This window comes from Chromohalobacter sp. 11-W, assembly GCF_029889905.1.
GTDB lineage: Bacteria > Pseudomonadota > Gammaproteobacteria > Pseudomonadales > Halomonadaceae > Chromohalobacter.
This window is the reverse complement of sequence record NZ_JARANZ010000006.1, coordinates 160,051-187,002: the sequence shown is the minus strand read 5'-3', so window position 1 is coordinate 187,002 and position 26,952 is coordinate 160,051. Positions and strand designations below refer to the sequence as shown.

Annotated in this window: 29 protein-coding genes; 13 read left to right on the top strand and 16 right to left on the bottom strand. The window is 62.7% G+C overall.

From position 1 onward, the window contains the following. Positions 1–40 precede the first annotated feature (40 nt). The gene (acnA, locus tag OP494_RS10485; protein ID WP_280540674.1) at positions 41–2,773 is read right to left on the bottom strand and encodes an aconitate hydratase AcnA; all 2,733 of its coding nucleotides are present in this window, start codon (positions 2,771–2,773) and stop codon (positions 41–43) included. Between the two features lie 35 nt (positions 2,774–2,808). Between acnA and OP494_RS10480 the strand changes: the two genes are divergently transcribed. The 6 genes from OP494_RS10480 to OP494_RS10455 all read left to right on the top strand — a co-directional run bounded on the left by OP494_RS10480 (position 2,809) and on the right by OP494_RS10455 (position 9,177). Beyond that, on the top strand, positions 2,809–3,078 hold the full coding sequence (locus tag OP494_RS10480; protein ID WP_280540673.1) for a hypothetical protein: 270 nt from the start codon (positions 2,809–2,811) through the stop codon (positions 3,076–3,078). Positions 3,079–3,112: 34 nt separating this feature from the next. Next, positions 3,113–3,322, top strand: a complete 210-nt coding sequence (locus OP494_RS10475) for a CPXCG motif-containing cysteine-rich protein (RefSeq protein ID WP_075367728.1) — start codon at positions 3,113–3,115, stop codon at positions 3,320–3,322. Positions 3,323–3,485: 163 nt separating this feature from the next. Continuing rightward, complete coding sequence (locus OP494_RS10470; RefSeq protein ID WP_075367727.1) at positions 3,486–4,088, top strand: peroxiredoxin; 603 nt, start codon at positions 3,486–3,488, stop codon at positions 4,086–4,088. 162 nt (positions 4,089–4,250) lie between these two features. Next, positions 4,251–5,204 (top strand): thioredoxin-disulfide reductase, encoded by a 954-nt coding sequence (trxB, locus tag OP494_RS10465; protein ID WP_280540671.1) that lies wholly within the window; start codon positions 4,251–4,253, stop codon positions 5,202–5,204. A 135-nt stretch (positions 5,205–5,339) separates the two neighbouring features. Then, on the top strand, positions 5,340–7,565 hold the full coding sequence (locus OP494_RS10460) for a GNAT family N-acetyltransferase (protein ID WP_280540670.1): 2,226 nt from the start codon (positions 5,340–5,342) through the stop codon (positions 7,563–7,565). A gap of 148 nt (positions 7,566–7,713) precedes the next feature. Beyond that, a complete protein-coding gene (locus OP494_RS10455) occupies positions 7,714–9,177 on the top strand; it encodes an aminoacyl-histidine dipeptidase (protein WP_280540669.1) in 1,464 nt (487 codons plus the stop codon). A 1-nt stretch (position 9,178) separates the two neighbouring features. On the opposite strand, the gene OP494_RS10450 is transcribed toward OP494_RS10455, so the two are convergent. Both OP494_RS10450 and OP494_RS10445 read right to left on the bottom strand, forming a co-directional pair. Then, positions 9,179–10,273 (bottom strand): phosphatase domain-containing protein, encoded by a 1,095-nt coding sequence (locus OP494_RS10450; RefSeq protein WP_280540668.1) that lies wholly within the window; start codon positions 10,271–10,273, stop codon positions 9,179–9,181. A gap of 92 nt (positions 10,274–10,365) precedes the next feature. Beyond that, positions 10,366–10,929, bottom strand: coding sequence for a type 1 glutamine amidotransferase domain-containing protein (locus tag OP494_RS10445; protein ID WP_280540667.1), 564 nt, complete (start codon positions 10,927–10,929; stop codon positions 10,366–10,368). Between the two features lie 241 nt (positions 10,930–11,170). On the opposite strand from OP494_RS10445, the gene rmuC reads away from it, so the two are divergent. After that, positions 11,171–12,649 (top strand): DNA recombination protein RmuC, encoded by a 1,479-nt coding sequence (gene rmuC, locus OP494_RS10440; protein WP_280540666.1) that lies wholly within the window; start codon positions 11,171–11,173, stop codon positions 12,647–12,649. 57 nt (positions 12,650–12,706) lie between these two features. Here the strand turns inward: rmuC and OP494_RS10435 are convergent, their stop codons facing one another. Beyond that, positions 12,707–13,180 carry a Dps family protein gene (locus OP494_RS10435; protein WP_280540664.1) on the bottom strand — a complete coding sequence of 158 codons (474 nt, stop codon included), beginning with the start codon at positions 13,178–13,180 and terminating at the stop codon, positions 12,707–12,709. A 193-nt stretch (positions 13,181–13,373) separates the two neighbouring features. Then, complete coding sequence (locus tag OP494_RS10430) at positions 13,374–14,522, bottom strand: glycerate kinase (RefSeq protein WP_280540663.1); 1,149 nt, start codon at positions 14,520–14,522, stop codon at positions 13,374–13,376. Between the two features lie 226 nt (positions 14,523–14,748). Here OP494_RS10430 and OP494_RS10425 point away from each other — a divergent pair, with 226 nt between their 5' ends. Both OP494_RS10425 and OP494_RS10420 read left to right on the top strand, forming a co-directional pair. Then, positions 14,749–15,291, top strand: a complete 543-nt coding sequence (locus tag OP494_RS10425; RefSeq protein ID WP_280540662.1) for a hypothetical protein — start codon at positions 14,749–14,751, stop codon at positions 15,289–15,291. After that, a complete protein-coding gene (locus OP494_RS10420; protein WP_280540661.1) occupies positions 15,288–15,659 on the top strand; it encodes a hypothetical protein in 372 nt (123 codons plus the stop codon). Before OP494_RS10425 ends, OP494_RS10420 begins: the two co-directional genes overlap by 4 nt. Before the next feature lie 23 nt (positions 15,660–15,682). Here the strand turns inward: OP494_RS10420 and OP494_RS10415 are convergent, their stop codons facing one another. Further along, entirely contained in the window at positions 15,683–16,099 is a 417-nt protein-coding gene (locus tag OP494_RS10415; protein ID WP_280540660.1) for an HIT family protein, read from the bottom strand. A gap of 110 nt (positions 16,100–16,209) precedes the next feature. Here OP494_RS10415 and OP494_RS10410 point away from each other — a divergent pair, with 110 nt between their 5' ends. Next, entirely contained in the window at positions 16,210–16,341 is a 132-nt protein-coding gene (locus OP494_RS10410) for an entericidin A/B family lipoprotein (protein WP_280540658.1), read from the top strand. A 137-nt stretch (positions 16,342–16,478) separates the two neighbouring features. Further along, complete coding sequence (locus OP494_RS10405; RefSeq protein WP_011508238.1) at positions 16,479–16,610, top strand: entericidin A/B family lipoprotein; 132 nt, start codon at positions 16,479–16,481, stop codon at positions 16,608–16,610. Positions 16,611–16,747: 137 nt separating this feature from the next. On the opposite strand, the gene OP494_RS10400 is transcribed toward OP494_RS10405, so the two are convergent. The 4 genes from OP494_RS10400 to OP494_RS10385 are packed head-to-tail and all read right to left on the bottom strand — an operon-like array spanning position 16,748 to position 20,727. Continuing rightward, complete coding sequence (locus tag OP494_RS10400; protein WP_280540657.1) at positions 16,748–17,503, bottom strand: ABC transporter permease; 756 nt, start codon at positions 17,501–17,503, stop codon at positions 16,748–16,750. Between the two features lie 11 nt (positions 17,504–17,514). Continuing rightward, a complete protein-coding gene (locus tag OP494_RS10395) occupies positions 17,515–18,564 on the bottom strand; it encodes an ABC transporter ATP-binding protein (protein ID WP_280540656.1) in 1,050 nt (349 codons plus the stop codon). A gap of 9 nt (positions 18,565–18,573) precedes the next feature. Continuing rightward, positions 18,574–19,785, bottom strand: coding sequence for an ABC transporter permease (locus OP494_RS10390; protein ID WP_280540655.1), 1,212 nt, complete (start codon positions 19,783–19,785; stop codon positions 18,574–18,576). A 9-nt stretch (positions 19,786–19,794) separates the two neighbouring features. Beyond that, positions 19,795–20,727 carry an ABC transporter substrate-binding protein gene (locus tag OP494_RS10385; RefSeq protein ID WP_280540654.1) on the bottom strand — a complete coding sequence of 311 codons (933 nt, stop codon included), beginning with the start codon at positions 20,725–20,727 and terminating at the stop codon, positions 19,795–19,797. A gap of 152 nt (positions 20,728–20,879) precedes the next feature. Here OP494_RS10385 and OP494_RS10380 point away from each other — a divergent pair, with 152 nt between their 5' ends. Beyond that, entirely contained in the window at positions 20,880–21,191 is a 312-nt protein-coding gene (locus tag OP494_RS10380) for an I78 family peptidase inhibitor (protein WP_280540652.1), read from the top strand. 14 nt (positions 21,192–21,205) lie between these two features. Here the strand turns inward: OP494_RS10380 and OP494_RS10375 are convergent, their stop codons facing one another. Further along, positions 21,206–21,811: a LysE family translocator gene (locus OP494_RS10375; RefSeq protein ID WP_280540651.1), complete on the bottom strand. Its 606-nt coding sequence runs from the start codon at positions 21,809–21,811 to the stop codon at positions 21,206–21,208. Between the two features lie 159 nt (positions 21,812–21,970). Between OP494_RS10375 and OP494_RS10370 the strand changes: the two genes are divergently transcribed. Further along, complete coding sequence (locus OP494_RS10370; protein ID WP_280540650.1) at positions 21,971–23,008, top strand: hypothetical protein; 1,038 nt, start codon at positions 21,971–21,973, stop codon at positions 23,006–23,008. 12 nt (positions 23,009–23,020) lie between these two features. On the opposite strand, the gene OP494_RS10365 is transcribed toward OP494_RS10370, so the two are convergent. From OP494_RS10365 to coaD, 5 genes are all read right to left on the bottom strand, one after another. After that, positions 23,021–24,025 carry an ion transporter gene (locus OP494_RS10365; protein WP_280540649.1) on the bottom strand — a complete coding sequence of 335 codons (1,005 nt, stop codon included), beginning with the start codon at positions 24,023–24,025 and terminating at the stop codon, positions 23,021–23,023. Positions 24,026–24,107: 82 nt separating this feature from the next. Continuing rightward, on the bottom strand, positions 24,108–24,623 hold the full coding sequence (locus tag OP494_RS10360; RefSeq protein ID WP_040243032.1) for an acyl-CoA thioesterase: 516 nt from the start codon (positions 24,621–24,623) through the stop codon (positions 24,108–24,110). Positions 24,624–24,719: 96 nt separating this feature from the next. Next, the gene (locus tag OP494_RS10355) at positions 24,720–26,030 is read right to left on the bottom strand and encodes an MATE family efflux transporter (protein WP_280540647.1); all 1,311 of its coding nucleotides are present in this window, start codon (positions 26,028–26,030) and stop codon (positions 24,720–24,722) included. Positions 26,031–26,166: 136 nt separating this feature from the next. After that, positions 26,167–26,415 carry a YfhL family 4Fe-4S dicluster ferredoxin gene (locus OP494_RS10350; RefSeq protein WP_011508227.1) on the bottom strand — a complete coding sequence of 83 codons (249 nt, stop codon included), beginning with the start codon at positions 26,413–26,415 and terminating at the stop codon, positions 26,167–26,169. A gap of 11 nt (positions 26,416–26,426) precedes the next feature. Beyond that, positions 26,427–26,930 (bottom strand): pantetheine-phosphate adenylyltransferase, encoded by a 504-nt coding sequence (gene coaD / locus OP494_RS10345; RefSeq protein ID WP_280540646.1) that lies wholly within the window; start codon positions 26,928–26,930, stop codon positions 26,427–26,429. Positions 26,931–26,952 lie beyond the last annotated feature (22 nt).

Here is a 26,952-nt window from a genome sequence, read left to right as displayed (position 1 = left end):
CTTTATGCTGCTTAGATAGCGCTAGTTCTGCGCGGAGCGGTTAGAGCATGCTACGCAGCACGTAGTGCAGGATGCCGCCGTGACGGTAGTAGGCCATCTCGTTGGCGGTATCGATGCGGCATAGCGCCTCGATCTTCTTCTCGCCTTTATCGGAGGCGATGGTCACCTTGACCTTGGCGCCAGGCTCGATATCGGCGATGCCTTCGATGGAAACCGTTTCGTCGCCGGTCATGCCCAGTGACTTGCGGTCCTCGCCCTCGGGGAACTGCAGCGGCAATACGCCCATACCGATCAGGTTGGAGCGGTGGATGCGCTCGTAGGATTCGGCGAGGACGGCGCGCACGCCCAGCAGGCGCGTGCCCTTGGCCGCCCAGTCACGGCTGGAACCAGTGCCGTATTCCTTGCCGGCGACCACTACCAGCGGTGTGTCTTTCTCGACGTACTTCATCGCCGCGTCGTAGATCGCCATCTGCTCGCCACTGGGCACGTGGCGGGTATAGCCGCCTACGACGTCATCGAGCATCTCGTTTTTGATGCGTACGTTGGCGAAGGTACCGCGCATCATCACTTCGTGATTGCCGCGCCGTGAGCCGTAGGAGTTGAAATCCTTGGGCTGAACGCCGTTTTCCTGCAGATAACGGCCGGCAGGGCTGTCCGGTTTGATCGCACCGGCGGGTGAGATATGGTCGGTGGTCACCGAGTCGCCGAACATGGCCAACACATTGGCACCTTTGACGTCTTCCAGCGGCGCGGGCTCCTTGCCCATGCCTTCGAAGAACGGCGGATGCTGGATGTAGGTGGACTTGTTGTTCCACGCGTAGACATCGCTTTCCGGTACATCGAGCGACTTCCAGATTTCGTCACCCTCGAAGACCTCGCTGTACTCCTTGCGATACATCTCGGTCCTGACCTGCTCGACGGCCTCGGCGATCTCCGCCTGGCTGGGCCAGACATCCTTCAGGTACACCGGGTTGCCATCCTTGTCCTTGCCCAGCGGATCCTTGGAAAGATCGATGCGCATGTTGCCGGCCAGAGCATACGCCACGACCAGGGGCGGTGACGCCAGCCAGTTGGTGGGCACCAGCGGATGGATACGGCCTTCGAAGTTGCGGTTGCCGGAGAGCACGGAGGCTACTGTCAGGTCGCCTTCGTCGATGGCTTTCTCTATCGGCTCGTGCAAGGGGCCGGAGTTACCGATGCAGGTGGTGCAGCCATAGCCGACCAGGTTGAAGCCCAATTCGTTGAGATCGCTCTGGGTGCCGCTGGCGTCGAGGTAGTCGGTGACCACCTTGGAGCCCGGTGCCAGTGATGTCTTGACCCAAGGCTTAGTGGTGAGGCCCTTCTCGACGGCCTTGCGCGCCAACAACCCAGCGGCCAGCATCACGCTGGGGTTGGAGGTGTTGGTGCACGAGGTAATGGCAGCGATGACCACGGCGCCGTGGTTGAGCTTGAAGTTTTCGCCATCGACTTCGCAGTCTTGGCTATCTTCATTCTCCACACTTTCGTCGGTGCCCACGGCGGTCTGGCCGCCTTCGGAGAGCCACTTGCCTTGCTCGGTGGGCGCGGCGTCCGGCTTGCGATCGCTGAGGATCTTCTCGAAGGTGGACTTCATGTCGGTCAGGGCGACACGATCCTGCGGACGCTTGGGCCCGGCCAGGCTGGACTCGACTTCGTTCATGTCGAGGTGCAGAACATCGCTGAAGACCGGCTCTGCACCGGGTTCGCGCCACAGCCCCTGCGCCTTGGTATACGCCTCGACGAGCTCGATCTGATGCTCGTCACGGCCGGTGAGGCGCATGTAGTTGAGGGTTTCCTCGTCGACCGGGAAGAACCCGCAGGTGGCACCGTATTCGGGAGCCATGTTGCCGATGGTGGCACGATCCGCCAGCGGCAGATCCTTGAGGCCATCGCCGTAGAATTCGACGAATTTACCGACCACGCCTTTCTGGCGCAGCATTTGAGTGACCGTCAGCACCAGGTCGGTGGCAGTGATGCCTTCGCGCAGCTTGCCGGTCAGTTTGAAGCCGATGACCTCGGGGATCAGCATCGAGACCGGCTGGCCAAGCATTGCGGCCTCGGCTTCGATGCCACCCACACCCCAGCCGAGCACGCCCAGGCCATTGATCATGGTGGTGTGGGAATCGGTGCCCACGAGTGTGTCCGGGTAAGCGAACGTCTTGCCGTTTTCTTCCTTCGTCCACACCGTCTTGCCGAGATACTCCAGGTTGACCTGGTGGCAGATACCGGTACCCGGCGGCACGACGCGGAAATTATCGAACGCCTGCTGGCCCCAGCGCAGGAATTCGTAACGTTCGCGGTTGCGCTCCATCTCGATGGCGACGTTGTCCTTGAACGACGACGGATCGCCGTAGTGATCGACCATCACCGAGTGGTCGATGACCAGGTCCACGGGGGAGAGTGGGTTGATGCGCTCGGCGGATTCACCCAGACGTTTGACGGCGTCGCGCATGGCGGCCAGATCCACGACCCCGGGAACGCCGGTGAAGTCTTGCATCAGCACGCGTGCTGGACGGTAGCCGATTTCGCGAGTGGAGCGCCCTTCCTTCTGCCAGTCGACGAGTGCCTGCATGTCGTCGGGGGAGACGCTTTCATCGTCGCCGTAGCGCAGTTGGTTCTCGAGCAATACCTTGAGTGTCATGGGCAGGCGCGAAGCGTCGCCAAACGCTTGTGCAGCCTTGTCCAGACTGTAGTAGTGATAGGTATGATCGCCGACATCGAGTGTCGATAACGTATTCTGTGGAGCTTCGGACATGGGGCCCCCTCCTCATCAATGCTGGACGATTTTTCATGGCGAACGCCGAACCACGTTGCCCTTGGTATGCAGGAAAGGTCTGGAGACCATCCGATGGCCCGGTTCGCCGCGAGTCAGGTTCCTTCGACAATGTCTACAATATCATCGATACCGGAGACATTGTCATGATAAGCCTTTATTTCAAGCGCGCCCATGTCACCAAGGTGGCAAGTAGGGCAATGCCTGAAGCGTGGCACGCCAGTGTTGTGCGAGAATCTCGACGCATTGGCTTGAAAGAGGGCAAGGACGACCCGACATTCAATTAATAATGCGCCGTACTCGAGGACGCCAGGAGTCGGTATGAACGAAGAGATGTTGCTGTCATGGCCGGCGACATGCCCTTATTGCGACGCATCTTTCGAGATGTTGATCGATAGCAGTGTGGGTAGCCACGCTACGTGGGAAGATTGCCCTCAGTGCTGCGCGCCGATTCAAGTGCGTGTGACGATATCGCCGTTCAGCGGCGAACTTGAAGACGTCATGCTAGGGCAAGACGACGACGTGTTTTGAGCGCTTCCACATGGACATACCGCTATGGCGGAAGCGACATGGCGGCCCGATAGGGAGCGCCTATATTGTCCATTGGGGCAATCAAATTGGCATAAGAGAAGCCCGCCGGTAGCCTTGGCGGGGTTTCATCATAGTCATCCACCCGACTTTTCAGGAGAAATGAATGAGCGTATTGGTTGGACGTCAGGTACCCGATTTTGAAGCGGCAGCGGTTCTGGGCGATGGCACCATCGTCGACGACTTCAAGCTGTCCGAAACCAACGGCAAGCTGCGTGTCGTCTTTTTCTGGCCGTTGGACTTCACCTTCGTCTGCCCGTCCGAGATCATCGCGCACGACAACCGTCTGGCGCAGTTCCGCGAGCTCGGCGTTGAAGTGATCGGGGTGTCCATCGACTCTCAGTTCACTCACCACGCATGGCGCAAGACCTCTCCCGAGAAGGGCGGCATTGGTGAAGTCGGCTTCCCGATGGTGGCGGACGTCAAGCACGAGATCACGCAAGCGTTCGGTATCGAGCACCCGGAAGCCGGCGTCGCTCTGCGCGCGTCCTTCCTGATCGACGAAGATGGCGTCGTCCAGCACCAGACCATCAACAACCTGCCGCTGGGCCGCAACGTCGATGAGATGCTGCGCATGGTCAAGGCCCTCCAGTTCCACCAGAAGAACGGCGAAGTCTGCCCGGCTGGCTGGGAAGAAGGCCAGGAAGGCATGAAAGATACCGCCGAAGGCGTCGCCAAGTATCTGGGCACGCACTCCGACGAACTGTAAGCGTTAACACGTTTGCAACGAAGGGCGGCCAATCGGCCGCCCTTTGCCGTGCCGACAAGCGTTTATAACGAATGGTGTGTGGCCTGCGCGTGACGCGTGCATGCCACACAGCATTTTTTGGTCCAGCTGCCGGTCAGCGTATCCCGTAAGCGAGGTTTTCCCATGAGCGACGTGCGTCACGAACGACTGATCATTCTCGGTTCCGGCCCCGCCGGTTACACGGCGGCCGTCTATGCGGCACGTGCCAATCTCAAGCCGCTGCTGATTACCGGCATGCAGGCCGGCGGTCAGTTGACGACCACCACCGACGTGGATAACTGGCCGGGCGACGCCGAAGGCGTTCAAGGACCGGAATTGATGGAGCGCATGCGTAGCCATGCCGAGCGTTTCGATACCGAGGTACTGTTCGACCATATCAACGAGGTTGAGCTGCGTGAGCGTCCGTTCGTACTCAAGGGTGAAAACGGCACCTATACCTGCGATTCCTTGATCATCTCCACCGGCGCCAGCGCGCGTTACCTGGGGCTGCCGTCGGAAGAGAAGTTCATGGGGCAAGGCGTGTCCGCCTGTGCGACCTGCGATGGCTTCTTCTATCGGGGACAGGAAGTCGTGGTCATCGGCGGAGGTAACACCGCCGTCGAGGAAGCGCTGTATCTTTCCAATATTGCGACCAAGGTCACGTTGGTGCATCGCCGCGATAGTCTGCGTGCCGAGAAGATCCTGCAGGACAAGCTGTTCGAAAAGGTCGAAAACGGCAACATGGAGATCGTCTGGAACCACACACTCGAGGAAGTGCTGGGTGACAACACCGGCGTGACCGGCGTGCGCCTGATCTCCACCGTCGACGGAGCGTCACACGAAATCCAGGCGCCGGGGCTGTTCGTCGCCATCGGCCATTCGCCGAATACCGGTATCTTCGAAGGCCAGTTGGACATGAACAACGGCTATATTCGGGTCAAGTCGGGCCTCGACGGCAATGCCACCATGACCAGCGTGCCGGGCGTCTTCGCCTCCGGCGATGTGATGGATCACGTCTACCGTCAGGCGGTGACCTCCGCGGGCACCGGGTGCATGGCGGCGCTCGATGCCGAGCGCTACCTCGACGGCCTGGAATGAGACCACTGCGCCGCGCCGCGCGGTGACAGCCTCGTACCAACCACGCCCGCGAAGCGATTCGCGGGCGTCTGTAGTTGTGAACGATTGTGAAAGATTGTGAGAGGCTGTCGAGCGCGATACCCAGGGAGATGACGCATGAATGCCCCCTCGGATGACATGACGTCCTCCATCGCATGGCTGGATGCACTGGTCGATGCCTGCCATGAACGTTGCCATCGCGGCGTGATCTGGATCCCCGCGTCTGCCGAGACGGCACATGCGCGTGCATTTTCCCTGTGGCGAGCTCGGACATGGCAAGCCCCTTTGTGGGTCGGCTCAGCCACTCCCTCAGAAAGCATCGATGCGCTTGCTTCGCGCCAGGCGCGTACCCGTCTGGGACGCGAGCATGATCTGATCATCATCGATGCCGGTGTTTCTTCGGGCTTCGATCCGGATGCCTTCGGGGCATTGAGCGGCACGCTGCGTGCCGGAGGGCTGCTGGTCGTGTTGACGCCCGCCGAATGGGCCGGCGGCCAGGCCGGCCCGGATGCCGACTATGCGCGCCTTGCACACTGGCCCCACGCACCGACGACCCTGAGCGCCCATTACCTGGTGCGCCTGGCACGCGGCTTGCTCCGTGAGCCCAGCGTTTGGCGCTGGGTTGATGAGCACGCCACGCCGCGTCCCGCTCGCATGCCCGAGGCGAGCACGCCCGCAGTGTCTTCTTCCGATGACGCCTGTATGACGCATGATCAGCAAGAGGCCGTGTATCGGCTGACGCGGCTGCGCCGTCGGCGCCCGGTGGTCCTGAGTGCCGATCGGGGACGCGGCAAGTCGGCCGCGCTGGGCATTGCTGCCGCGCGACGGCTGGCGGCGGGCGAAACAACGCTGTGGGTCACCGCACCGCGTCAGGCAGCGGTCGAGCCGCTGTTCGAGCGCTTGGCGGCTTTGTATCCCCATGGACACCGTGGCGAGGCGCGCTTTCACGTCACGCTGGCGGCGGGGGAGTGCGAGGTACGCTTTCTCGCCCCGGACGCCGTCATGGCCGCCCTGAGCGAGCCGGGCGTGGAGCGTCACGCGCCGCCGACGCTGTTCGTCGATGAAGCGGCGGCCATCCCCACGCCGCTGTTGGCACGTTGGCTGGACGCCTTCCCACGTCTCGCTTTCGCCACCACCGTGCACGGTTACGAAGGCACCGGACGTGGCTTCCAGGTGCGTTTTTACGCGCGTCTATCCCGCCGCACGCCCGACTGGCGCGAGATCCACCTACGCGAGCCGGTGCGTTGGGCCGACGGCGATCCTCTCGAGCGTCTGACCCGTGACATGCTGTTGCTCGATGCCGCACCGGCCGCTGATGGCGAGGCCGAAGTGGCGCTGGCTGGCGCGCCCCTGCGCATGCGCTGGCTCGACCGGCAGGCACTGGCTCATGACGAGCCCGGCCTCGAGGCGCTGTTCGGCTTGCTAGTGCAGGCCCATTACCGGACTACCCCGAGTGATTTACGCCAACTGCTCGATGGCCCGGACGTGCGACTCGCGGTGGCTTATGCCGGCGATACCTGTCTCGGAGTATGCCAGGTGCAGGCGGAGGGCGGTTTCCCCGACGATCTGGCCGAGCGCGTCGTGCTCGGCGAGCGTCGTCCGCGCGGGCATCTGCTGGCGCAGTCGTTGGCGGCGCACGGTGGCTGGCAGACGGCGCTGACCTCGCGCTGGTGGCGCATCATGCGCATCGCCGTGCATCCCGCCGCGCGGCGGCGTGGCGTGGGGCGGGCACTGGTCGAAGCCGTGGCCACGGCGGCTCGCACGCACGACGTCGCGCATCTGGGTGTGAGTTTCGGCGCCGAGGCGACACTGATCGCCTTCTGGCGGCGTTTGGGGTTCATCTCGCTGCGTGTGGGGCTGACCCGCGAAGCGTCGAGCGGCGAGCACGCGCTGATGATGGGGCGGGCGCTGACGACCCCGGCGGGAGCGGCGTTGTCGGCCTGGTCGGAGGACTTCCAGCACCTGCTGCCGAGCCTGCTGGCATTCGAGCTGGCGCATCTGGAAACCGATGTCGTTACGGCGCTGCTGCACGAAGGAGCGGCGCCCGAGGTGAATGCCGATCTATGCGCACGCCTGGAGCGCTTCGCCCAGGGCGGCGGTGAGCTGGCGCTCGCGCGGCCCTGGCTGTGTCGGGCCTGGCTGGCCTGGTGGCGCCGCCAGCCTCAGGAAGTCGCCAGCAGCGAGACGCCGGGCGAAGACACAAACGCACTGCATGACTGGGCTACGACGTTGTTCCAGGGGCATGAGGTCGAGGCGACGCGCGCCATGGGGCGCCAGGCCCGACTCGCCCACTGGCGCCGTTTGGCAGGCCTCTTGCGTTGTCGCCTGACGCCGACGCCATGATTGTCGCCGTTGGCGGACTTGCGTTGCGCGATGCAGTGCGTAAGGTGTCATGACGCCCGACACGTGCCGCGTCGTTATCCTTGATCGTTTGTCGTTACCGGGAGACGTGGCGCGCGATGTCGGCGGCTCCCAATAGGAACGATTTCCCATGAACGATCACCTTCTGCAACTTTCTCCCGAACCGCTGTGGCGCCATTTCCGCACGTTGTGCAATACGCCGCGCCCCTCCGGTCATGAACAGCGCCTGGTCGAGACGCTCACAGCCTGGGCCGACGAGCGCGGGCTTGCGCATGAACGTGACGCCGCCGGTAACCTCAAGATTCTCAAGCCGGCCTCGCCGGGATGCGAGGAACGGCCCGGTGTCATCCTGCAAGGGCACCTGGACATGGTCGCTCAGGCCAACGCCGACCATCCGCATGATTTTACCCGCGATGCGCTCGACACCTACGTCGAAGACGGCTGGCTGCATGCTCGCGAGACCACCCTGGGCGCCGATAACGGCATGGGCGTGGCTGCTGCGCTGGCGATCCTCGAGGATGACACCATACGCCATGGCCCGCTCGAGGCGTTGTTTACGCTGGAAGAAGAAGCCTCCATGCGTGGCGCGCTGGAACTCGACGAGGACTGGCTACAGGGGCGCTACCTGCTCAATCTCGATTCCGAGGATCGCGGCCAGGTCTATATCGGCTGTGCCGGTGGGGCCGATGTGATCGTCGGTGCGCGACTGCCCACGCGAGATCTCGGCGAGGACGAAATCGTGCGTCGTGTCGCCCTGACCGGGCTGGTGGGTGGCCACTCTGGCGTCGACATCCATAAGGAGCGAGGCAACGCCAATCGTTTGCTGGTGCGGGTGCTGCGCGCCCTGGAGCCATTCGGTGCCTGCCTCGTCGCCTATCACGGCGGCACGCTGCGCAATGCATTGCCGCGCGAGGCCTTCGCCAGCATCGCGCTGCCCGCTGACGAAGAAGATGCGGTCACGCAGCGGCTGGTCGAACTGCAGGCTGAGCTTGCCAGCGAGCTGGCGGGAGTCGACGAAGACGTACAACTCGCCCTCGAGCCCGCCGAGCCCGATGCGCCTCTCACCGAGGCTGCCAGTCGACTGCTGATCGCGGCCCTGCATGTAGCGCCGTGCGGTGTCGAGCGTATGAGCATTGAAGTACCGGGCGTGGTGGAAACGTCCAACAACCTGGGGGTGGTCAAGCTCGAGGCCGGACGCTTTCATCTCTGCGCCCTGGTGCGCTCGCTGCGCGATAGCGCCACGCAGGATCTCGCCGACCGCTTCCGGGCATTGTTCTCGCTGATCGGTGCCGAAACTCGGGTCGAGAATGCTTATCCCGGCTGGACGCCGGACCCTGAAAGCACGCTGCTGGCACGTTTTCGTCGTCTGCACCTCGAGCAGACCGGAGTCGACCCGGACGTGAAGGTCATCCACGCCGGGTTGGAATGCGGCATTCTCGGGGGCAAGTATCCGCACCTGGAGATGATTTCCTTCGGCCCCTTGATCCGCGGTGCCCACTCGCCCGCAGAGCGTGTCGAGATCGACTCCGTGAGCGAGTTCTGGCAAGTGCTGCGTGCCGTGATCGAAGACTTGGCCACGGCACGCGCGGCGTGAATCAGCGCGACGCCTGACGCACCGCCTCCAACCCCGTCTCGGAGATATAGCCTCGGTCGCGCGCATGCGCGGCCATGGCAGCACTGTCATCGCTCAGCAGTAATTCGCAGTCGGTATGTTCGATCTCCTCGCGCAGCCGGGCGATGGCCGCTTCGCGATCGGGCTTGCGGTCGACGCGGCGAATGTAGATCGTCTTCACGCGGTCCGGGTTTTCCTTGACGATGCGTGTGTAGATTTCCGGGTCGTGCTGACCGCTGTCACCGATCAGTACGCAGGGCAGCGTGTCGAACAGCGTGAGCATCTGGGTGATCAAGTCGTACTTGTGATCCTCGGCACGGCGCGGCCAGGGATGGCGCCAGGAAATACCCCATTCGCGCAGAAACAGGATCGGTCCGACGGGGATGTGATTGAGCTGGAAGAACGCCTCGAGCACTTCGTAGATGCTCCACGGGCCGCGCGAAACATAGAGGATCGGCCGCCGTAAGTCGCCTGCCGTACCCGCGTGCAAGGCCTGATAAAGCTCGGCGACGCCGGGAAAGGCGGTGCGTCGATGCGCCTTCTCGACGAACAGGCGATACAGCATGCGCAGCTTGTCGGCGACGCCGGTGTACATCACCGTGTCGTCGATGTCGCTGATCACCATCAGGTCGGTATGCGGTGGCGGAATATAGACATCGGCGCGCGAGAGGACGTTGTCGCGGTCGGCGGTGATGACCTCGAGCTCGGCACGATGCCATGAAACGTGCTCATCGAGCGGAATGTCGAGCGGCAGGCGGACATCGAAATAGCCGTCGTGGTCAGTGGTGACGGTGGCGCTATTGTCGCCCAGACGAATGCGCACCTCGGCGTCGGCAAAGCCGCGTCGCGCCAAGCGACGGGTTACATCCGCGGCGTCGCGTAGTGCCCCGCGTCTGGGGATTACGCGCGCCAACCCCACCTGACGGAAGACCCTCCCCATCAGGAACGCCTCGCGATTCGTGCCGTAACCACGGTAAGGATGGACGACCGGGCCGCCGCGGCCGCTATCCGACTTCATCGGCCGCGCGAAGATCCGTAACAGGCTCTTGACGATGAAATGCAGGCGCCGTGAAGGCATTCGAATGCCGCGTCGCGGGCCCTCGCTCTCGGCGGTACGTAAAACGTCCGCCTCACGCGAGGCGGACGTCGAATGTGGTCGGTGAGGAGCCATCAGGCGTGTTGTCCGCTGTGGCGACCTTCGGCCAGCTCCTCGATCAGTTTGGCGTTGAAGGCGTCCATGTCCTTGGGCGTACGGCTAGTGACCAAGCCGTTATCGACGACGACCGGCTCGTCGACCCATTGGGCGCCAGCGTTCTTGAGATCTTGCCCCACGGAGGCGACCGAGGTCATCTTGCGTCCGTCGACAACACCGGCATTGATCAGGATCCACGGCGCATGGCAGATCGCAGCCACTGGCTTGCCCGCCTCGAAGAAGCCACGCACGAAGGCGAGCGCTTTTTCGTTGAGGCGCAATTCGTCGGGGTTGAAGAGGCCGCCGGGCAGCACCAGTGCGTGATAGTCGGTGGCGTCGACATCGCTCAAGGCTTTGTCAGCCTCATAGGTGTCGCCCCAGTCGGTTTCGGCCCAGGCACGGATGCCCTTGCCTTCGGGAGAGACGACCTGCACCTCGACGCCCTGACTTTTCAAGGCGGCACGCGGCGCGGCAAGCTCGGATTCCTCGAACCCATCGGTAGCGAGGATGGCGACACGTTTACCTGACTGTGCTTGACTCATCGTGACCTCCTGGTCGTGATGCTTCATGGATGACAGCAGCCGCTACCGGGCGATCCTAGTCCGGTATCAAGCGGCTTCACTAATTGATCTTGGGCCATTGGCGCAGGACTTCAAGCCCCGGGCGCTTGCGTCGCAACGCGCAGTGGGGGAAGGTGGCGCGCGAAGTGTTTAATCGAAAGTGTTAATCGAGAGTTTTCATTGAACGTTTCAAGCGAACATCTCCAATCGCCGGTATCCGCACATGTCCAGCACGTTTCCTGCCGCTTATCTCCTCGCCCTTGCGGCTGTCCTGGCACTCGCCACGCTGATGCTTGGCGTGGCATGGCGGCGTGAACGCACACGCCGTGCGGCGACCGAGCACGAGGCCGAACGTGCACAGCGACACTATGACGAGGCCGATGAGACACGTGCCCGGCTGGAGCGCGAGCTGGCCCAGAGCGATGCCCAACTGGACGCCGTGCGCGAGCAGAGCCTCGAGACCCAGCGCCTGCTGGGGCAACGCGAACGCGATATCGACGATCGTCAGGAACGACTCGCGGCGCTACGCGAACGGTATGGTCGCCTGGAAACGCAACTCGAACAGGAGCGCTCCCATCATGCCGAGAAGCTCGCCCTGCTCGAGGAGGCGCGAACACGCCTTACCCAGGACTTCGAGGCGTTGGCGGGGCGGATCTTCGAGGAACGACAGCAGACGTTCAATACCCAGAGCCGCGAGAATCTCGAGGCCATGCTGGCGCCGTTTCGCGAGCAGGTCGGCGACTTCCGGGCGCGTCTGGAGGAAATTCATGGCCAGTCGCTGCGCGAGCGCTCGACCCTCAAGACGCAGATCGAGCATCTGTCCACGCTGAACCGCCAGATCACCGAGGAAGCCGCCAACCTGACGCGCGCGCTCAAGGGCGACAAGAAGATGCAGGGCGATTGGGGCGAGGTGATACTCGAATCGGTGCTCGAACGCTCGGGACTGCGCCGCGACATCGAATACAAGCGCGAGGTGTCGGTAGAAGGCGAGTCGGGGCGTCAGCGCCCCGACGCGGTCATCTACCTGCCCGACAATCGCCACCTGATCGTCGATGCCAAGGTCTCGCTCAACGCCTACGTGCGCTACGTCAACGCCGAAGACGATGCCACGCGCGCGCAGGCATTGAAGGCGCATGTTCAGGCGGTGCGCGCGCATATCGATGCGCTCTCAGGACGCGATTACCCGCGCTTGCCGGGGCTCAACTCACCGGATTTCGTGTTCCTTTTCATGCCCGTCGAACCGGCGTTCGCGGTGGCCTTCCAGCATGATGAAACGCTTTTCCAGGATGCCTTCTCGCGCGACATCGTCGTGGTCACGCCGACCACGCTGCTGGCGAGCCTGAGAACCGTGGCCAGCCTCTGGACATTGGAGCGCCAGAACGATAACGCCCGCGTCATCGCCGCACGGGCGGGCAAGTTGCTGGACAAGTTTCGTGGCTTCGTGGAGAGCCTCGAGGACGTCGGCCGCCATCTGGAACGCGCCGACGGTAGCTACCGCCAGGCGATGGGGCGGCTTTCAACGGGGCAGGGGAGCTTGGTCAGCCAGGCGTTGATGCTCAAGCGCCTTGGCGTGCGCATGAAGCGCGACCTGCCGACGCATTTGACCGAACAGGTGGACGCCGAAGAACTGGACGACATGGCGGACGACGAGCCCGATGACGAGGAGACTTCATCTGGCGACGAGGCGCGCGGGGAGTCCTAACGACACCGCCCGGCACAAGGCCGGGCGGTGTTATCTTGCGGGATGACTTGGCGGGAATCAGCCCAGGTAGGCGCTGAGCATCCACACGGTCTTTTCCTGCTCGCGGATGTAGTCGCTCATCTGCGAGGCGGTGCCTTCGTCGTCGGCATCGGCGGCCATGGAGTTGAGCTCGCGCTGCAACTCGAGCAGTGCCTGATACCCCTGCACCAGCCCGCGCACGCATTCGGTGCCTTCATGCACGTGGGTGTCTTCCTGAATGCGCGAGAGCTTGGCGTAATCGCTGTAGGCATGTAGCGGCTCATGCCCCAGTGTCAGGATGCGTTCGGCGACTTCGTCGACCTTGGCGAGCAGGTCGGTATAGATTTCCTCGAACTTGGTATGCAGTTCGAAGAAATGCGGGCCTTTCACGTTCCAATGGTAGCCGCGCGCGTTCATGTAGAAGATCTGGTAGTTGGCCAGTAGCTCGTTGAGCTTCTCGGCCAGTTGATTGGCGCTGCTGGTATGCAAACCGATGGCATTGATGTCGGACATGAAAGCACTCCCTCGTAGAACAACGGGCGACCGTTGTCGGTGGTCAAAATCGTCAATGGGCCCAGTCTAGAGTGTCGCCTGGGCATTGGGTAACGAATCTTTTCCATCGACGATATAGCGTCTACATATGAAATGCCCATGACGCGGTGTTTTTTCAAGGGCAAAGGGGCGGCAGCGTGACCGTGCCCCACGCTTAGCGTGGCACCTGTCGGCTGGTGAGTCGCCATACACGCAGGAGACTCTCGGCACGGTCGGCGAGAAGCTCGGCGGTGCGTTCTAGGGCCTCCGGCAAGGCCAGGGGGCCATCCGCCAGCGCGAAGGCGGCCTCGATGCCCTCGTCGTGAACGGCCTGCCAGCCATCGCCGAGGCGCCCGGCGAGTGCGAGCGTGGGCACGCCGTATTGTCGCGCGCGCCGAGCGATGCCGACCGGCGTCTTGCCGGCAAGGCTTTGGCCATCGAGCTGACCTTCGCCGGTGATCACCAGATCGGCGTCTTCCAGCAGACGGTCGAAGTCGACCTGGTTCATGACCAGCTCGATGCCGGGCTGCAGTTGCGCTCCCAGAAAAGCGGCGGCTGCGAAGCCCATGCCGCCGGCCGCGCCGGCACCGGGTAGCGTGCGGTGATCTGTGCCGAGCGCGCTGGCGACGTGGTCGGCGAAATGGGCCAAGGCTGCGTCGAGCTGTGTGACATCCGCCGGCGTAGCGCCCTTCTGCGGTCCGAAGATTGCGCTGGCTCCGCGCTCGCCGAGCAAGGGGTTATCGACGTCCACGGCGGTGTCCACCTTGAGCGTTGCCAGGCGCGGGTCCAGGTCGCTCAGGTCGAGTTCGTAAAGCTGCGCCAGTGCCGCGCCGCCGGGCGGCAGCGGCTGGCCCTCGGCATCGAGCAGTCGCGCCCCCAGCGCCGCGAGCATCCCCGCACCGGCATCGTTGGTGGCGCTGCCGCCCAGGGTGAGAATCAAACGCTTGGCTCCGGCATCGAGCGCATCGCGTATCAACTCGCCGACGCCAAGGGTGGTACTGTGCAGCGCGGTGCGCTCGGCGTCGGCGAGCGCTTGCAAGCCGCTGGCCTCGGCGAGCTCGACGTAGGCCGTGGCACTCGCGGCGTGCCATCCCCAGCTGGCGTTGATGGGGCGCCCCAGGGCGTCGTGGACCTCGGCGACGCGGCGCTCGGCTCCCGTGGCGGCCAGCAATGCATCCAGAGTGCCTTCGCCGCCGTCCCCCATCGGGCATTGGACCAACTGTGCTTGGGGCAGGACGCGGGCGCAGCCTGCGGCGATGGCGACAGCGGCCTCGCGGGCCGAAAGGGCATCCTTGTAGCTATCCGGGGCGATGACGATCTTCATGGGCGAGCCTCTTGCATGATCCAAACCCGAGGGCGGGGCGTCGTGGTCGAATTGCCAGCCTAACGCATGCAGGCGCCAGGCGGGAGATGCTTGGCATGCCACGCTGACGGAACCGTGGCGCTCGACTACGCTCTCAACAAGGTGCCCTGCGGCGGTAACGGCGAGGCGAGATGTACGATGTCGCTCGCCGCTGCCGAGTGGCCTTTTCCTTTCAGGCGAGAACGCGATGATGAAACCTCTTTTGCTGGTAGTGGCATTGGGGCTCGGCGGTTGTCAGAGCCTGGCTTCTTACGATCCGCTGGGCCGCGATGTGGCCTCGCCGTTGCCCGAGGCGTGTCACTGGCCGGCCGAGGGCGACGCCAAGGCACGGGTAAGGGCAGTCGCCGATGCCTTGGAGGCACAGGGGTATCGTATCGAACAGACCGAGGTCGCGCTGGGGTTGGTGAGTGCCGAGCGAGCCCAGGCGCAGCCGGGGCTAGGCGCCGTGGATCGGTCGCCCTGGGGGCGCAGCGGTTTCTGGGGATACTATGGCATGGGCAGCCGCCATGGCTATTCGCTGGGGTATTCCCAGCGCTTTGGCGGTGATCCGGTGCGATTGCAACGGGTCTCGGTGGTCGCCGTCGAGGATGTCGTACGGGTGACACGCGATTCGCGCGTGGTCGATGTCGACGGATATCTGATCGATGCGCGTCCGGACAACAGCGCGGCGTTCTGCGCCGCTTTACACGATGACATCGACGCACGCATGCGCGAGGGGAGCACATCATGAGGTGGCTGCTGGGCGTATTGCTGGTGGCATCGTTCGTGGTATTGAGCGTGGGCGGATGCGCGACTACATCGGTGGCGCCGCAGACCCGGACATTGGTCGTGGAGGCTGAGCCGTCGACCGCGTTGGAAGCGGGGGTGGCGATGCTGACGGCACGCGGCTTCGTGATTCGTCGCGCCGATGTCGATCTGGGCGATGTCGAGGCCGTGCTGGCCGCGCGTCCTACGCTCGAGGTGCGCTACCGGCTCGAGGCGACCGAGCAGGGAACGCGCGTCACGCTGTCGGGGCAGCGTGGCGGTCAGCCGGTGCCGCCCTATGTGTTCGATACGCTGCTGATTGATATACAGGAGAGGCTCGGTGAGCTGCCCTAAGTACTACGAAAACTGCCTGCGTATCACTCACATGGGGCGAGGAGGTCGCGGAGTGTCGTCAGGTGGGCGTTCAGCGTTGCGTCGTCATACGGCTGCGGGGTGCCTTGTCCCCACACCGGTCCCGGCCAGGCTGCATCGTTCTGGTGACGGACGATGACATGCAGGTGTAACTGCGCAACCTGATTGCCGAGCGTCGCCAGATTGAGCTTGTCGCCATCATGGTGTGCCATCAAGAGGCGTCCCACCTCGGTGGCTTCCTGCCACAGCGTGGCCTGATCGTCGGCGGAGAGTTCGTAGACTTCGCAGATATCGTCGCGACGGGGGATCAGCACTAGCCAGGAATAGCGCGCGTCGTCGTTCAGGCGTACCTGGCAAAGGGGCAGGTCGGCGACGTAATGCGAGTCGGCCGCCAAGCGTGGATGCAGGGTGAAATCGGTCATGCGCGGCGCTCCTGAAAATCGTCGTAAAGTGTCTGGCTATGCTAACGTTACGTTACACGGCATAGGGCCGTGCCTTCCGCTAAGTCAGCGGTGTTTGCCGGAGAAAACGCATGAAGCGTACATCGATTGCGATCTTGGGTCTTCTGTTGGTGGCGGTGCTGAGTGGTTGTAACACCATCCACGGCGCGGGCGAGGATATCGAGCGTGGCGGTGAAGCGATGCAGGATGCCGCAACCAACTGAATCCTGGAAAGGATGCATAGCGCCGCTAGCTTTGCTACGTTGTGGGCGTGCCGCCGGTATGGCGGATAAGATTACCCAAGAAATGGGTTTGGACCCGCGGGAACGTTCCCGCTTGATACCGTGAAGGAGACACGACTATGAAACGGATGCTGGCTTTTTCCCTGCTGCTGATGTTCACCGCTGGTGCTATCAGTGGCTGCAATACGTTTGAAGGCGCAGGTGAAGATATCGAACAAGGCGGTGAAGAAGTTCAAGAAGCTGCCGATTGACGCTTTCTACCGCCGTCCCACACGGGGCGGCGGGTTGCCTTAGCTGCCGGTGGATACGCCAGAAGCCTCCATGTGACACGCTCGTGTCGTTTTCTTTCTCCCCCGCACAAGTGTCTGGCGAGCATGTGAGCCTCTTCTCACGAGGCATTGCCACCCTCACCGAATGAAAAGCGTTGTTCCAGGCGTTCGAACGCCAAGTCGGTGACGATAGCCAGAAGACCTACCAATATTGCACCTTGGATCACGTACGGCAGGTTGTTGCCCACCAAGCCGGCGATGATCGGTGTGCCCAGTGTCTTGGCACCGACCGTGGAGCCGATCGTCGCTGTGCCGATGTTGATGATCACCGAGACACGCACGCCGGCGATGATGATCCGCATCGCCAGAGGGAGTTCGATGCGCCATAGGATTTGCCAGGCGTTCATACCATTGCCGCGTGCGGCCTCGAGCGTTTGCGAGGGTACTGTGCCCAGCCCCGCGACGGTGTTTTGCACCACGGGCAAGAGGCCATAGAGCACCAGCGCCACCAAGGTGGGGACGAAGCCGAAACCGGCGACTGGCACGACGATTGCCAGCACCGCCGCCGGAGGGAAGGTCTGGCCGATGGCGGCCAGCGTCGACACCAAGGGCTCGAACTCGCGCCCTGCTGGCCGCGTGACAAAAAGCCCTGCTGCAACGCCGACACTCACCGAGATGAGTGACGACACCAATACCAGTGCGAGATGGGCGAGCGTCAGATTGAGGAAGCTCTCGCGCTCATACATCGCCGGATCTTGATCGGGAAACAACGCCCGAAACAGTGGCGCCAACTGCTCCATGCCTAGTACCAGCGCGATCAGCAAGGCACCGAGCGCAATCAGCAGCACACGGCGCGAGGAAGGGGCACGGGACATTACTCTGACGCTCATGGGCGATGCCCCATGACGCCCGCCATCGTCACTTCGCCCAGCAGACGCCCTTCGCCATCGAGCACCGGCAAGGCCGTCACGCGAAACCACACCATGCGTGACAAGGCCTCCTTCATCGACATGTCCGGCGTGGCGGTCCACTCGGGATTGACCACCGTGCGTGCCGTCTCGGATTCACCCAGGCGGCCGCCCAGCAACGCCATGGGGCGATCGTTGGCATCCACCTGCCAGGTGATGGGCGCACTGGCGATGGCGTTGTTGCGCGTGCGCTGGGCGGGCCGACAATATTCCTCGACCCGGCGCCGTGAGAGTAGCTTGAGGCCTAAGTCGGCGCGTCCGATGAAGTCGCGCACGAAATCGTTGGCGGGTGCGACGAGAAGCTCCGCCGGGCGGTCGTATTGCACCAACTGGCCGGCATTGAGCAGTGCCACGCGGGAGGCCAGGCGCAAGGCCTCGTCCATGTCATGGGTGACGAAGACGATGGTCTTGCCAGTTTGGCGGTGCACGCGTGCCAATTCGGCCTGCAAGGTATCGCGCGTCAGGGGGTCGACGGCACCGAAGGGCTCGTCCATCAGTAGCACGTCAGGATCGGCGGCCAGGGCTCGGGCCACACCGACACGCTGCGCCTGACCACCCGAGAGTTGATGCGGATACTTGTCGTGCAGTCCTTCATCATCGAGCTGAAAAAGAGCCAGCAATTCGTCGACGCGCTCGGCAATGCGTGACGACGGCCACTTGAGTAGCTTGGGCACGGTGGCGATGTTGTCCGCGACGCGCCAGTGCGGGAACAGCCCGATCGACTGAATGGCATAGCCGATGCGACGACGCAGGCGTTCCGGCGGCAGGGTGGTGATATCTTCGCCGCCCACCAGGATTTTTCCCTCGCTGTGCGCGATCAGGCGATTGATCATCTTCAGCGTGGTCGATTTGCCACATCCCGATGGGCCGATGAGGACACAGAATTCGCCCTGTTCCACGGTTAGCGAGATATCGTCGACGACACGTGTTTCGCCATACCGCTTGGTCAATCCCTGAAGTTCGATCATCGGTGTTACCTATCGGCGGGTGCCGGCCGGCTTGCTCAGCACGACCAGCATCTGCAGCGTGAAATCGGCGATCACCGCCAGCACGATAGTGGGAATCGCGCCGAGCAGGACCAGGTCGATGGCATATTGGCCGAGGCCTTGGAATATGAAGGCGCCCAGGCCCCCGGCACCGATCAGCGCCGCCACTACCGTCAGGCCGATGGCCTGTACGGTGACGATGCGCAGCCCCGAAAGCATGACCGGTAACGCCAAGGGGATCTCCACGCGCCACAGCACCTGACGCGTGGTCATGCCCATGCCACGTGCCGCTTCCACGGTGGCGGGCGGGACGCCCTTGAGCCCGGCGTAGGTATTGCGTACCACCGGCAGCAGCGCGTACATCACCAGCGCGATGATGGCTGGCGCGGCACCGATGCCCTTGACGCCCCATTCGCCGAGCAACGGGAAGGCGTTGCCGAGTGCCGAAAGCGGCGCGACAAGCAGGGCGAAAAGGGCAATCGAGGGAATCGTCTGGAAGAAATTGAGCACGCTGAACAGCGTTCCCTGCAGGCGTACGCGGCGATGGGCTAGCAGACCCAGTGGCACGCCGATGAGTAACGCCGGCCCCAACGCGGAGCCCACCAGCACCAAATGCGTGATGAACTGATCAGCGAAGTTATCGCGGATATTGGCATATTCGCGCATGATCGATAGATCATCGAAATGGCCGCTGGCGAATAACATCGCCACGCTTCCCCCTGCGATCAGCATGTAACCCAGGCGCAGTAGCCAGCCGCTGGCGGCGCGCTGAAAGGCATCGATGGCCGCCAGGGCGCAGCAGAAGACCATCACCCAGAAGGCCGATCCCTGCGAGACCCGCGCCGACGGCGATTCTTCGACCAGCGTGCGTTGCGCGTAGTCGCCCAGGCTATACAGCGTGATCAGCAACAGCCCTAGGCTTGCCAGCAAGACCACGCCATGGGCGAGCTCGCGCGGTAGCGGGCGTCTCAGCGCCGCCACGGCCAGTATCGCGCTCAGGGCTAGAAAAGCGAACACCTGCCAGGCTGATAGCGCCTCGCTCAGGCCGACGGTTTGCCCGGAGGCCAAGCGGTTGGGCGACATCGTGGCGAAGGGCAATAGCCAAGCCGCCAGAAGCCCCGCACATAGCAGTGTGGCCAAGACGCGATTGGCCACCAGGCGCGCGCTGGCCGCGTCGCGCGTGGGAATGTGAGAAACAGACACCGGCAGCCGTCAGTCGAGCAGTTCTTGTGATTCCAGGTAATCCTCGGCGACATCGCTGGCCGGTTCACCATCGACCTGAATGCGGCGGTTGAGGGACTGCAGGGTTTCCCGGTCGAGCCCTTCGAAAACGGGCTCGAGCAGTTCGGGAATCTGCGGATAAGCATCGAGCGTGGCTTGGCGGATCACTGGCGCCGGTTCATAGACCATCTGCACGCCTTGGGTGTCGTCCATGACCTTGAGGTCAGCGGCAGGGATAGCGCCGTCGGTGGCATAGACCATGGCGGCATTGGTGCCGCTGGTGTTCTCGGCGGCGGCGCGAATGGTCGCCGCCGTGTTGCCGCCGGAGAGGACTAGCAACTGGTCCTGATCGAGCTTGAAATCGTAGGCACGCTGGAAGCTGGGCAAGGCGGCATCGCTTTCCACGAATTCGGCGGAGCCGGCCAGCTTGATCTCACCGCCATCGCGTATCCAGGCGGCGAAATCCTCCATGCTGGAGAGATCGTTCTCGTCGGCGATGTCACGGCGCAGTGCGATGGCCCAAGTGTTGTTGGCTGGCGCCGGCGTGAGCCATACCAGGTCGTTGTGTTCCTTGTCGTAGGCGCGAATCTTCTCGTAACCCTCGCCCGAACGTTTCCACGCAGCGTCATCGGTGGTTTGCGTGAAAAACGCGCCGTTGCCGGTATATTCGGGATAAAGGTCGATCTCATCTTCGAGCAAGGCACTGCGTACGATGTTGGTCGGGCCGAGTTGAAGTTTGTCTTCGACGGGAATGTCGGCATGCTCCAGGCGCTGAACGATCATGTTGCCGAGCAAAGAGCCCTCGGTATCGATCTTCGACGAGACGCGCACCGGCTCGTCGGCGAACGCCGGCGTCAACGACAACGCCGCCCCGGCGGCCAGGCCGAGCACGGCGGTGGAGAAATACTTGAAGGTTCCTTGCATGATTCCTGGCTCCTTGGAAATGACGAGCGTCGCGACGGTCCAGCCTTGAGTCTAGCATTCTCGGCTCGCGCAGCGAGAGGGAATGCGCCTGGCCTCTAGCGCGCTGCTTGGATACGCTAACCTGTGAGTTCAGCGAACGAAGAGGATAAGACATGAATAAACGTATTCTGGGCAGTGCAGTGGTGGTGTTTATGCTGGCGGGATGTACTGGCGGCCCGGCGCCGGACGAGGCGCCACCGCCACCGTCGATGTCACAACGTGACGCTTGCGGTGCCAACGCGCTGCAGGGTTACCTAGGCCAGCGTGCCACCGAGCGCACCTTGGCGCGCCTGGAAACGGATAGCGATGCCGAGCGCGTTCGTGTCGTCGGCCCCAATCAGGCGGTGACGATGGATTACCGAGTGGATCGCCTCAACGTCAAATTCGATGACCAGGACAATATCGTCGAACTAACCTGTGGTTGAGCCATGCGGGCCACCTAGCGAAGAATGAAAAATACGCAGGCTGCGGTGAGCACGCCCATGACGACGTTGAAGCGCCGCCAGGCTTGGGGCGTGGTCAGCCAGTGACGGATGGCCATGCCGAACCCGGCCCAGAGCGAGATGCACGGGAAGGCCACGATTTCGGCGAGCCCGGCCAGCAGCAAGGCATTCAGCCAGACGGGGCCACCCTCGGGCAGAAAGCCCGCCATCAAAGCCAGACCCATCACCCACGCCTTGGGATTGGCGAACTGAAACGCGGCTGCTTGCCAGAGACTCAACGGCTTTGCCGCAGCATCGTCGCGGAACTCGGGCGGAGGTGCGGTGGCGATTTTCCAGGCTAAATACAACAGGTAGGCGCTGCCGATCAGTCGCAGGGCGTTTTGTACCATCGGGTAGCGCTCGAAGAGCACCCCCAATCCTAGGGCGATGGCCGTGAACAATACGAAACAGCCCACCGCGATGCCCAGCAGGTGCGGCAGCGTACGTCGGTAGCCGTAATTGGCGCCCGAGGCGGTCAGCATGACGTTATTGGGACCCGGCGTGATGCTCATCGAAATCATGTACAGCGCAGCAGGGCCAAGCGCCACCCATCCTTCCAGCATGTCGTCCTCAAGTGATCATCGCCGGGAACGTTATGCCCCCGCAGACGACCAGCTTGCCGGCCGGATGCCACGACCGCAAGCTATCACGTTGCGTTGCGACCGTACGTGGATTTCGCGTTACGCTAGAAGTGCCATGCACAACGCGATCAAGGAGGCTTTATGGCCAATGCCGAGGTGCTACAAGAAGGAACGCTGCATTGTTTTCCCACCGGTTTGCGCGACGAGAACGGCAAGCTGGTCAACGTCGAGGTATCGGCCGTGGTCTACGATGGCCAGCGTCTGATTCTGGCCAGCGACAAGCCGATTCCCGGTGACGCACGTTCGGCTGTCTTCTCTGTCCCGATCACGGCTGCCGGTCCCGATGATCGCGGCCTGGAATACTTCACGGCGGATGCCATCAAGCGGGCAGTCAAGTACGAGGACTTCGCATTGACTGCCGACGGTCGCTACGTGTTGGCGACCACCGGGTTCGATCGCATCGACATGGAAAGCCATGCGCTCAATGCCTACAACCATTTATTGATCTGGCCGCTGGGCGAGCCCGAGCAGGTGCAAGTGGTCGACCCCGACCCGCGTGACGGTGTCGAAGGCTCGCTGGAACTGCGCAACAAGCTGGACGGCGCCATCGGCTATCCATATTACAAGATAGAAGGGCTGGCGGCGATTCCGGGGGAGCGTGGTGATGGGCTACTGCTTTTCGGCGTGCGCGAACAAGGCTACTCGCACGAAGACTTCGACTATGTATGCCGTGTCGTGGGCGCGCATTATACCGTGAACGAACACGGTAACTTGGTGTTCGTCGATGAGCTACGCGAATTCTATAGCTTCTCGCCCCAGCAGCAGCCTGAGGTACGCTATGACTGCGGCCTGTCCAGCCTGGAGTACGATCCCCATCATCAGCGCCTGTTTCTGTTGACGAGCTTCGAAGTCGAGGAAGCGGAAGAAGAGCGCATCGGCGGCTACCTCTGGGTGGTATCGCTAGAGGGGTTCGCGGCGGGGAAAGCGCCGACGCTGGTGCGCACGATGGCCGGAGACGCCCTGGAATTCGAACACAAGGCGGAAGGCTTGGCGATTCTGGATAGCGAGCGCTTGTTCGTGGCCTACGACAACGATCGCGACATGTCGTTGGGCAGCATCGATGAACGTGACGAGCGCCACGCCTGCGAGGCGCCGTACACGACCTTGCGGCTCACCTGAGATCCTGCTGATTCATCGGAGGTCGAGTTCGTCTCTCCAGCGCTGTACGGCGATCTCGTCCTTGAGCATTTCCAGCGTTTCGATCAACACCTGCTCGGTGACGCGGTCGGTGCGCTGGTCGACGTATAGCCAGGCATCGATGCCGCTTCCAGCCAAGTCGCCGATGAGGCTCTTGAAACGCGGCGAGCGTAGTCCATCGATGGCTTCGTGGACCACACGGCTGGCGACGTCACTCAGGCTGCGTTCCATGGCATGGGCCATATGCTCGCCCATGGGGAGGCGTCTCAGGCGGGAGAGCTCCTGGTTCTCCTCGAGCGTGCGGGTGACCAGGGTCGCCACGTAGCGATGCACTTCCTGATGATTCTCGGCATAGCTCTTGTCGACGGTGGTTTCGAGGCGCCGGGCGATCTCGTCGACAAGCGCCGCCTTGCGTGGCTGGATCACCTTTTCCGAGAGACGTTTGGTGAAGTCGTCGCTGCGCTGGACTTCCTCTTGCAGGCTACTCAGCAGGCGCGTTGCCACGCGGTCGGAAAGCTCCTCCATGAGCACGCGGTAGTAGCGCTCGAAGAAGGCGTATAGACCCCAGCGGCGGATGTCGATTGCCCCCAGGCGCTGCAATCGAATCAGCAGCGAGATGAGACGCAGTACACGCAGGATGCGGAAGCCGCTGATCGGAATGCACCCCAGCACGTCGTACCAGTGCACGAACGGATAGAAGAACCAGCGGGCGTAGCGGCGTTCGGCAATGGCCACCGCCCAGCCGGCCAGGACATCGAGCAGGAAGATGCTCACGAAGACCAGGTCGATGGTCATGAAACGCTGGTGAATGGCGCTGTCATAAGCCTGATGGAGGCTCGGTGCCAGCGCTTCCAGCCCGGCATTCAGGGGCGGCAAGAGAAACAGACTATCGACGAGCAGCAGCAACAGGTTCGCCGAGACCAGCACCACGATGGCGATGTCCCAGACGAGATAAAGGCGCTCGCGTCGGCGCGAGCCAGCGGTGGAAGGTGCGCTCATCAAATTCTCCGTCGGCGGCGCCGCGCCAAGGCGGCGGCAGGCGTCATGCACGTGGTCACGCTACCAGTTTCGCGGTGTCGCGTCAGGGTGCCTCGCGGGTCTCATTGAGATGCGCCTGGGCGCGCTGTTCTTCCTGCTCCTCTTGCTTGCGCATTTTCTTGCGTAATTTGGCTTTCTCGAAGCGTAGCTTCTGCAATGGCGTATCGAGTTGTAGCTGTGGCACGGGGTTGGGATGACCCTCGCCATCTACCGCGACCATGGTCAGATAGCAGCTGTTGGTGTGGCGAATCACGCGATCCTGGATCGACTCGGCGATGATCTTGATGCCGATCTCCATCGAGGAATGCCCGACATAGTTGACCGAGGCCAGGAAGGTGACCAGCTCACCAACGTGGATGGGTTGTTTGAAGCGTACTTGGTCCACCGACAGCGTGACGACATAGGAACCGGAGTAACGGCTAGCGCAGGCATAGGCGACCTCGTCGAGCTTCTTGAGAATCGCGCCGCCATGCACCTTGCCGCTGAAGTTGGCCATGTCAGGGGTCATCAGCACCGTCATGGTGAGTTCATGCTGGCGGGGGAGGTCGTCAGGCGCCATGGGTCACAGTCCTACTGAGATCGAGGGAATGAATAGAGGCGCAAGATGTACCACGTTTTGCCCTGCCTTGTCGCTTTTGTGGCGGAGAGAGACGTCTCATCTCCAGCGCGTGCGCCGGTAATGCAGGTAGACACCGGCGAGACTTGCCGAGCGCACCAGGGTGAATACGGTGAAGGCGAGCCACAGGCCATGATTGCCCAGCGGTTGCGTGAACCACCACACCGGCAGGTAGACGGCGAGCGCCAGTAGAATGGTATCGCGCATTTCGCGGGTCGCTGTGGCACCGATGAAGACCCCATCGAGCAGGTAACTCCACACCGCGATGGCCGGCATGACGATCATCCAGGGGAGATAGTCCCCCGCTGTGGCGCGCACGTCCGGAAGGTCGGTGAGCAGGGCAATCAGATAGTCGCCACCGAAGAAGAATGCCGCCATGGCGACGCCGGCGGTCATCAGCGAGAACCGCGCGGCGGCACGCACCGAGGCCCCGAACAACGGCCAGTCACGGCGTCCCACGGCGCGGCCGGTCAAGGCCTCGGCGGCGTGGGCGAAGCCATCCAGCGCGTAGGAAGTGATCATGATGAACTGCATCAGCACGGCGTTGGCGGCGAGCACCGTATCGCCTTGACTGGCGCCCTGGGCGGTGAAGAAGGCCATGGCGAACAGCAGCCCTAACGTCCGCACGAACAGGTGCCGGTTGACCTGGAAAAGCTCGGAGTAGGCGGCAAGGCGCAGTAGTCGCTGGCGCAGGAAGTGCCCCTTGAGCAGCTTCAGTTGACGCGCCACCAGCCACAGGCCGACGGCCAGCGCGGTGTAATCGGCGATCACCGTGGCCCAGGCTACGCCGTCGCTGGTCATGCCCAGCCCGACCACGAACAACAGATCGAGTGCGATGTTGACGCTATTGGTGAGTACCATGATCGCCAGCGTGACTCGCGAATTCTGCTGGCCGAGGAACCAGCCGAGAATCGCGTAATTGGCCATCACCGCCGGAGCCGAGAGGATGCGAATATGGGCATAGCTCGCCGCCAGTGACATGGCGGCCTCGCTGCCATCGAGCAGGTAAAGGCCGAAGCTGATGAGCGATTCGGCGAGCAGGATCAACATCACGCCGATACCCAGGGCCAGCAACAACGATTGCCCCAGCAGGTTGCGTATGTCGCTGTCGTCCTCGCGCCCCATGGCCTGGGAGGTGAGGCCGGTAGTGCCCATACGCAGGAAGCCGAATCCCCAGTACAGAAAGCTGAACAGCGTGGCGCCGAGGGTTACGGCGGCCATGTAGCGCGAATCCGGCAGGTGCCCGACCACGGCGGTATCCACCAGGCCCAGCAATGGCACGGTGATGTTGGAAAGAATGATCGGCCAGGCGAGTGACCAGATGCGTGTCGGGGAGCGTGAAGTGGACACGGGATTCCGTTGTTTACGTTGGAGTTTGCGTTGGACGTTTACGCCTGGCGAGCCGCCTGCGAGACATGAAAAGAACGGAGGGGCGCGAAGACTGACCTCGTGGGCCGTCGACGCTGTGTATCGGGCATGGCCGCGCTCAGGCGGCGGTAATCAGCCGATACTTGTGCATGAGCTGGTCGTGGGTTTCGCTGCGCTCGGGATCGAGGGGAATGCAGTCGACCGGGCACACCTGCTGGCACTGGGGCTCGTCGAAATGGCCGACGCACTCGGTGCACAAGTTGGGGTCGATGACGTAAATCTCCTCACCCGGGGAAATGGCGCCATTGGGGCACTCGGGTTCGCAGACATCGCAGTTGATGCACTCATCGGTGATCATCAGGGCCATGGAAGTGTCCTCTACTGCGTATCGGGCGACGAGGGGTCTGAGGCGAAATGCCGGCTCAGTGCATCGACCACGCAAGGGTGCACGAGCTTGGAGACATCTCCCCCGAGACGCGCGATCTCGCGCACGATGGTGGAAGAAATATACGAGTTCTCTATCGCGGGCGTCAGGAACAAGCTTTCGATATGAGGTGCCTGGGCCCGGTTCATATTGGCCAATTGTAACTCATATTCGAAATCGGATACCGCTCTCAATCCCCGCAGGATGATGCGTGCCCCTTGCTGATCCAGCAGCTGCGTCAGCAACCCGCTGAAACCGACGACCGTGACGTTGTCGAGGTCGACGGTGATCTCTTCGATCAGGGCGACGCGGGTCTCCAGCGACAATGCGGGCTGCTTGCGCGGACTCGCGGCCACCGCCACCACAACCTTGTCGAACATGCGTGCGGCGCGCTCGATCAGGTCATAATGACCATGGGTGACGGGGTCGAAGGTGCCGGGGTAGACCACGATATTCATGGATACATCCTGTGCCGAGATA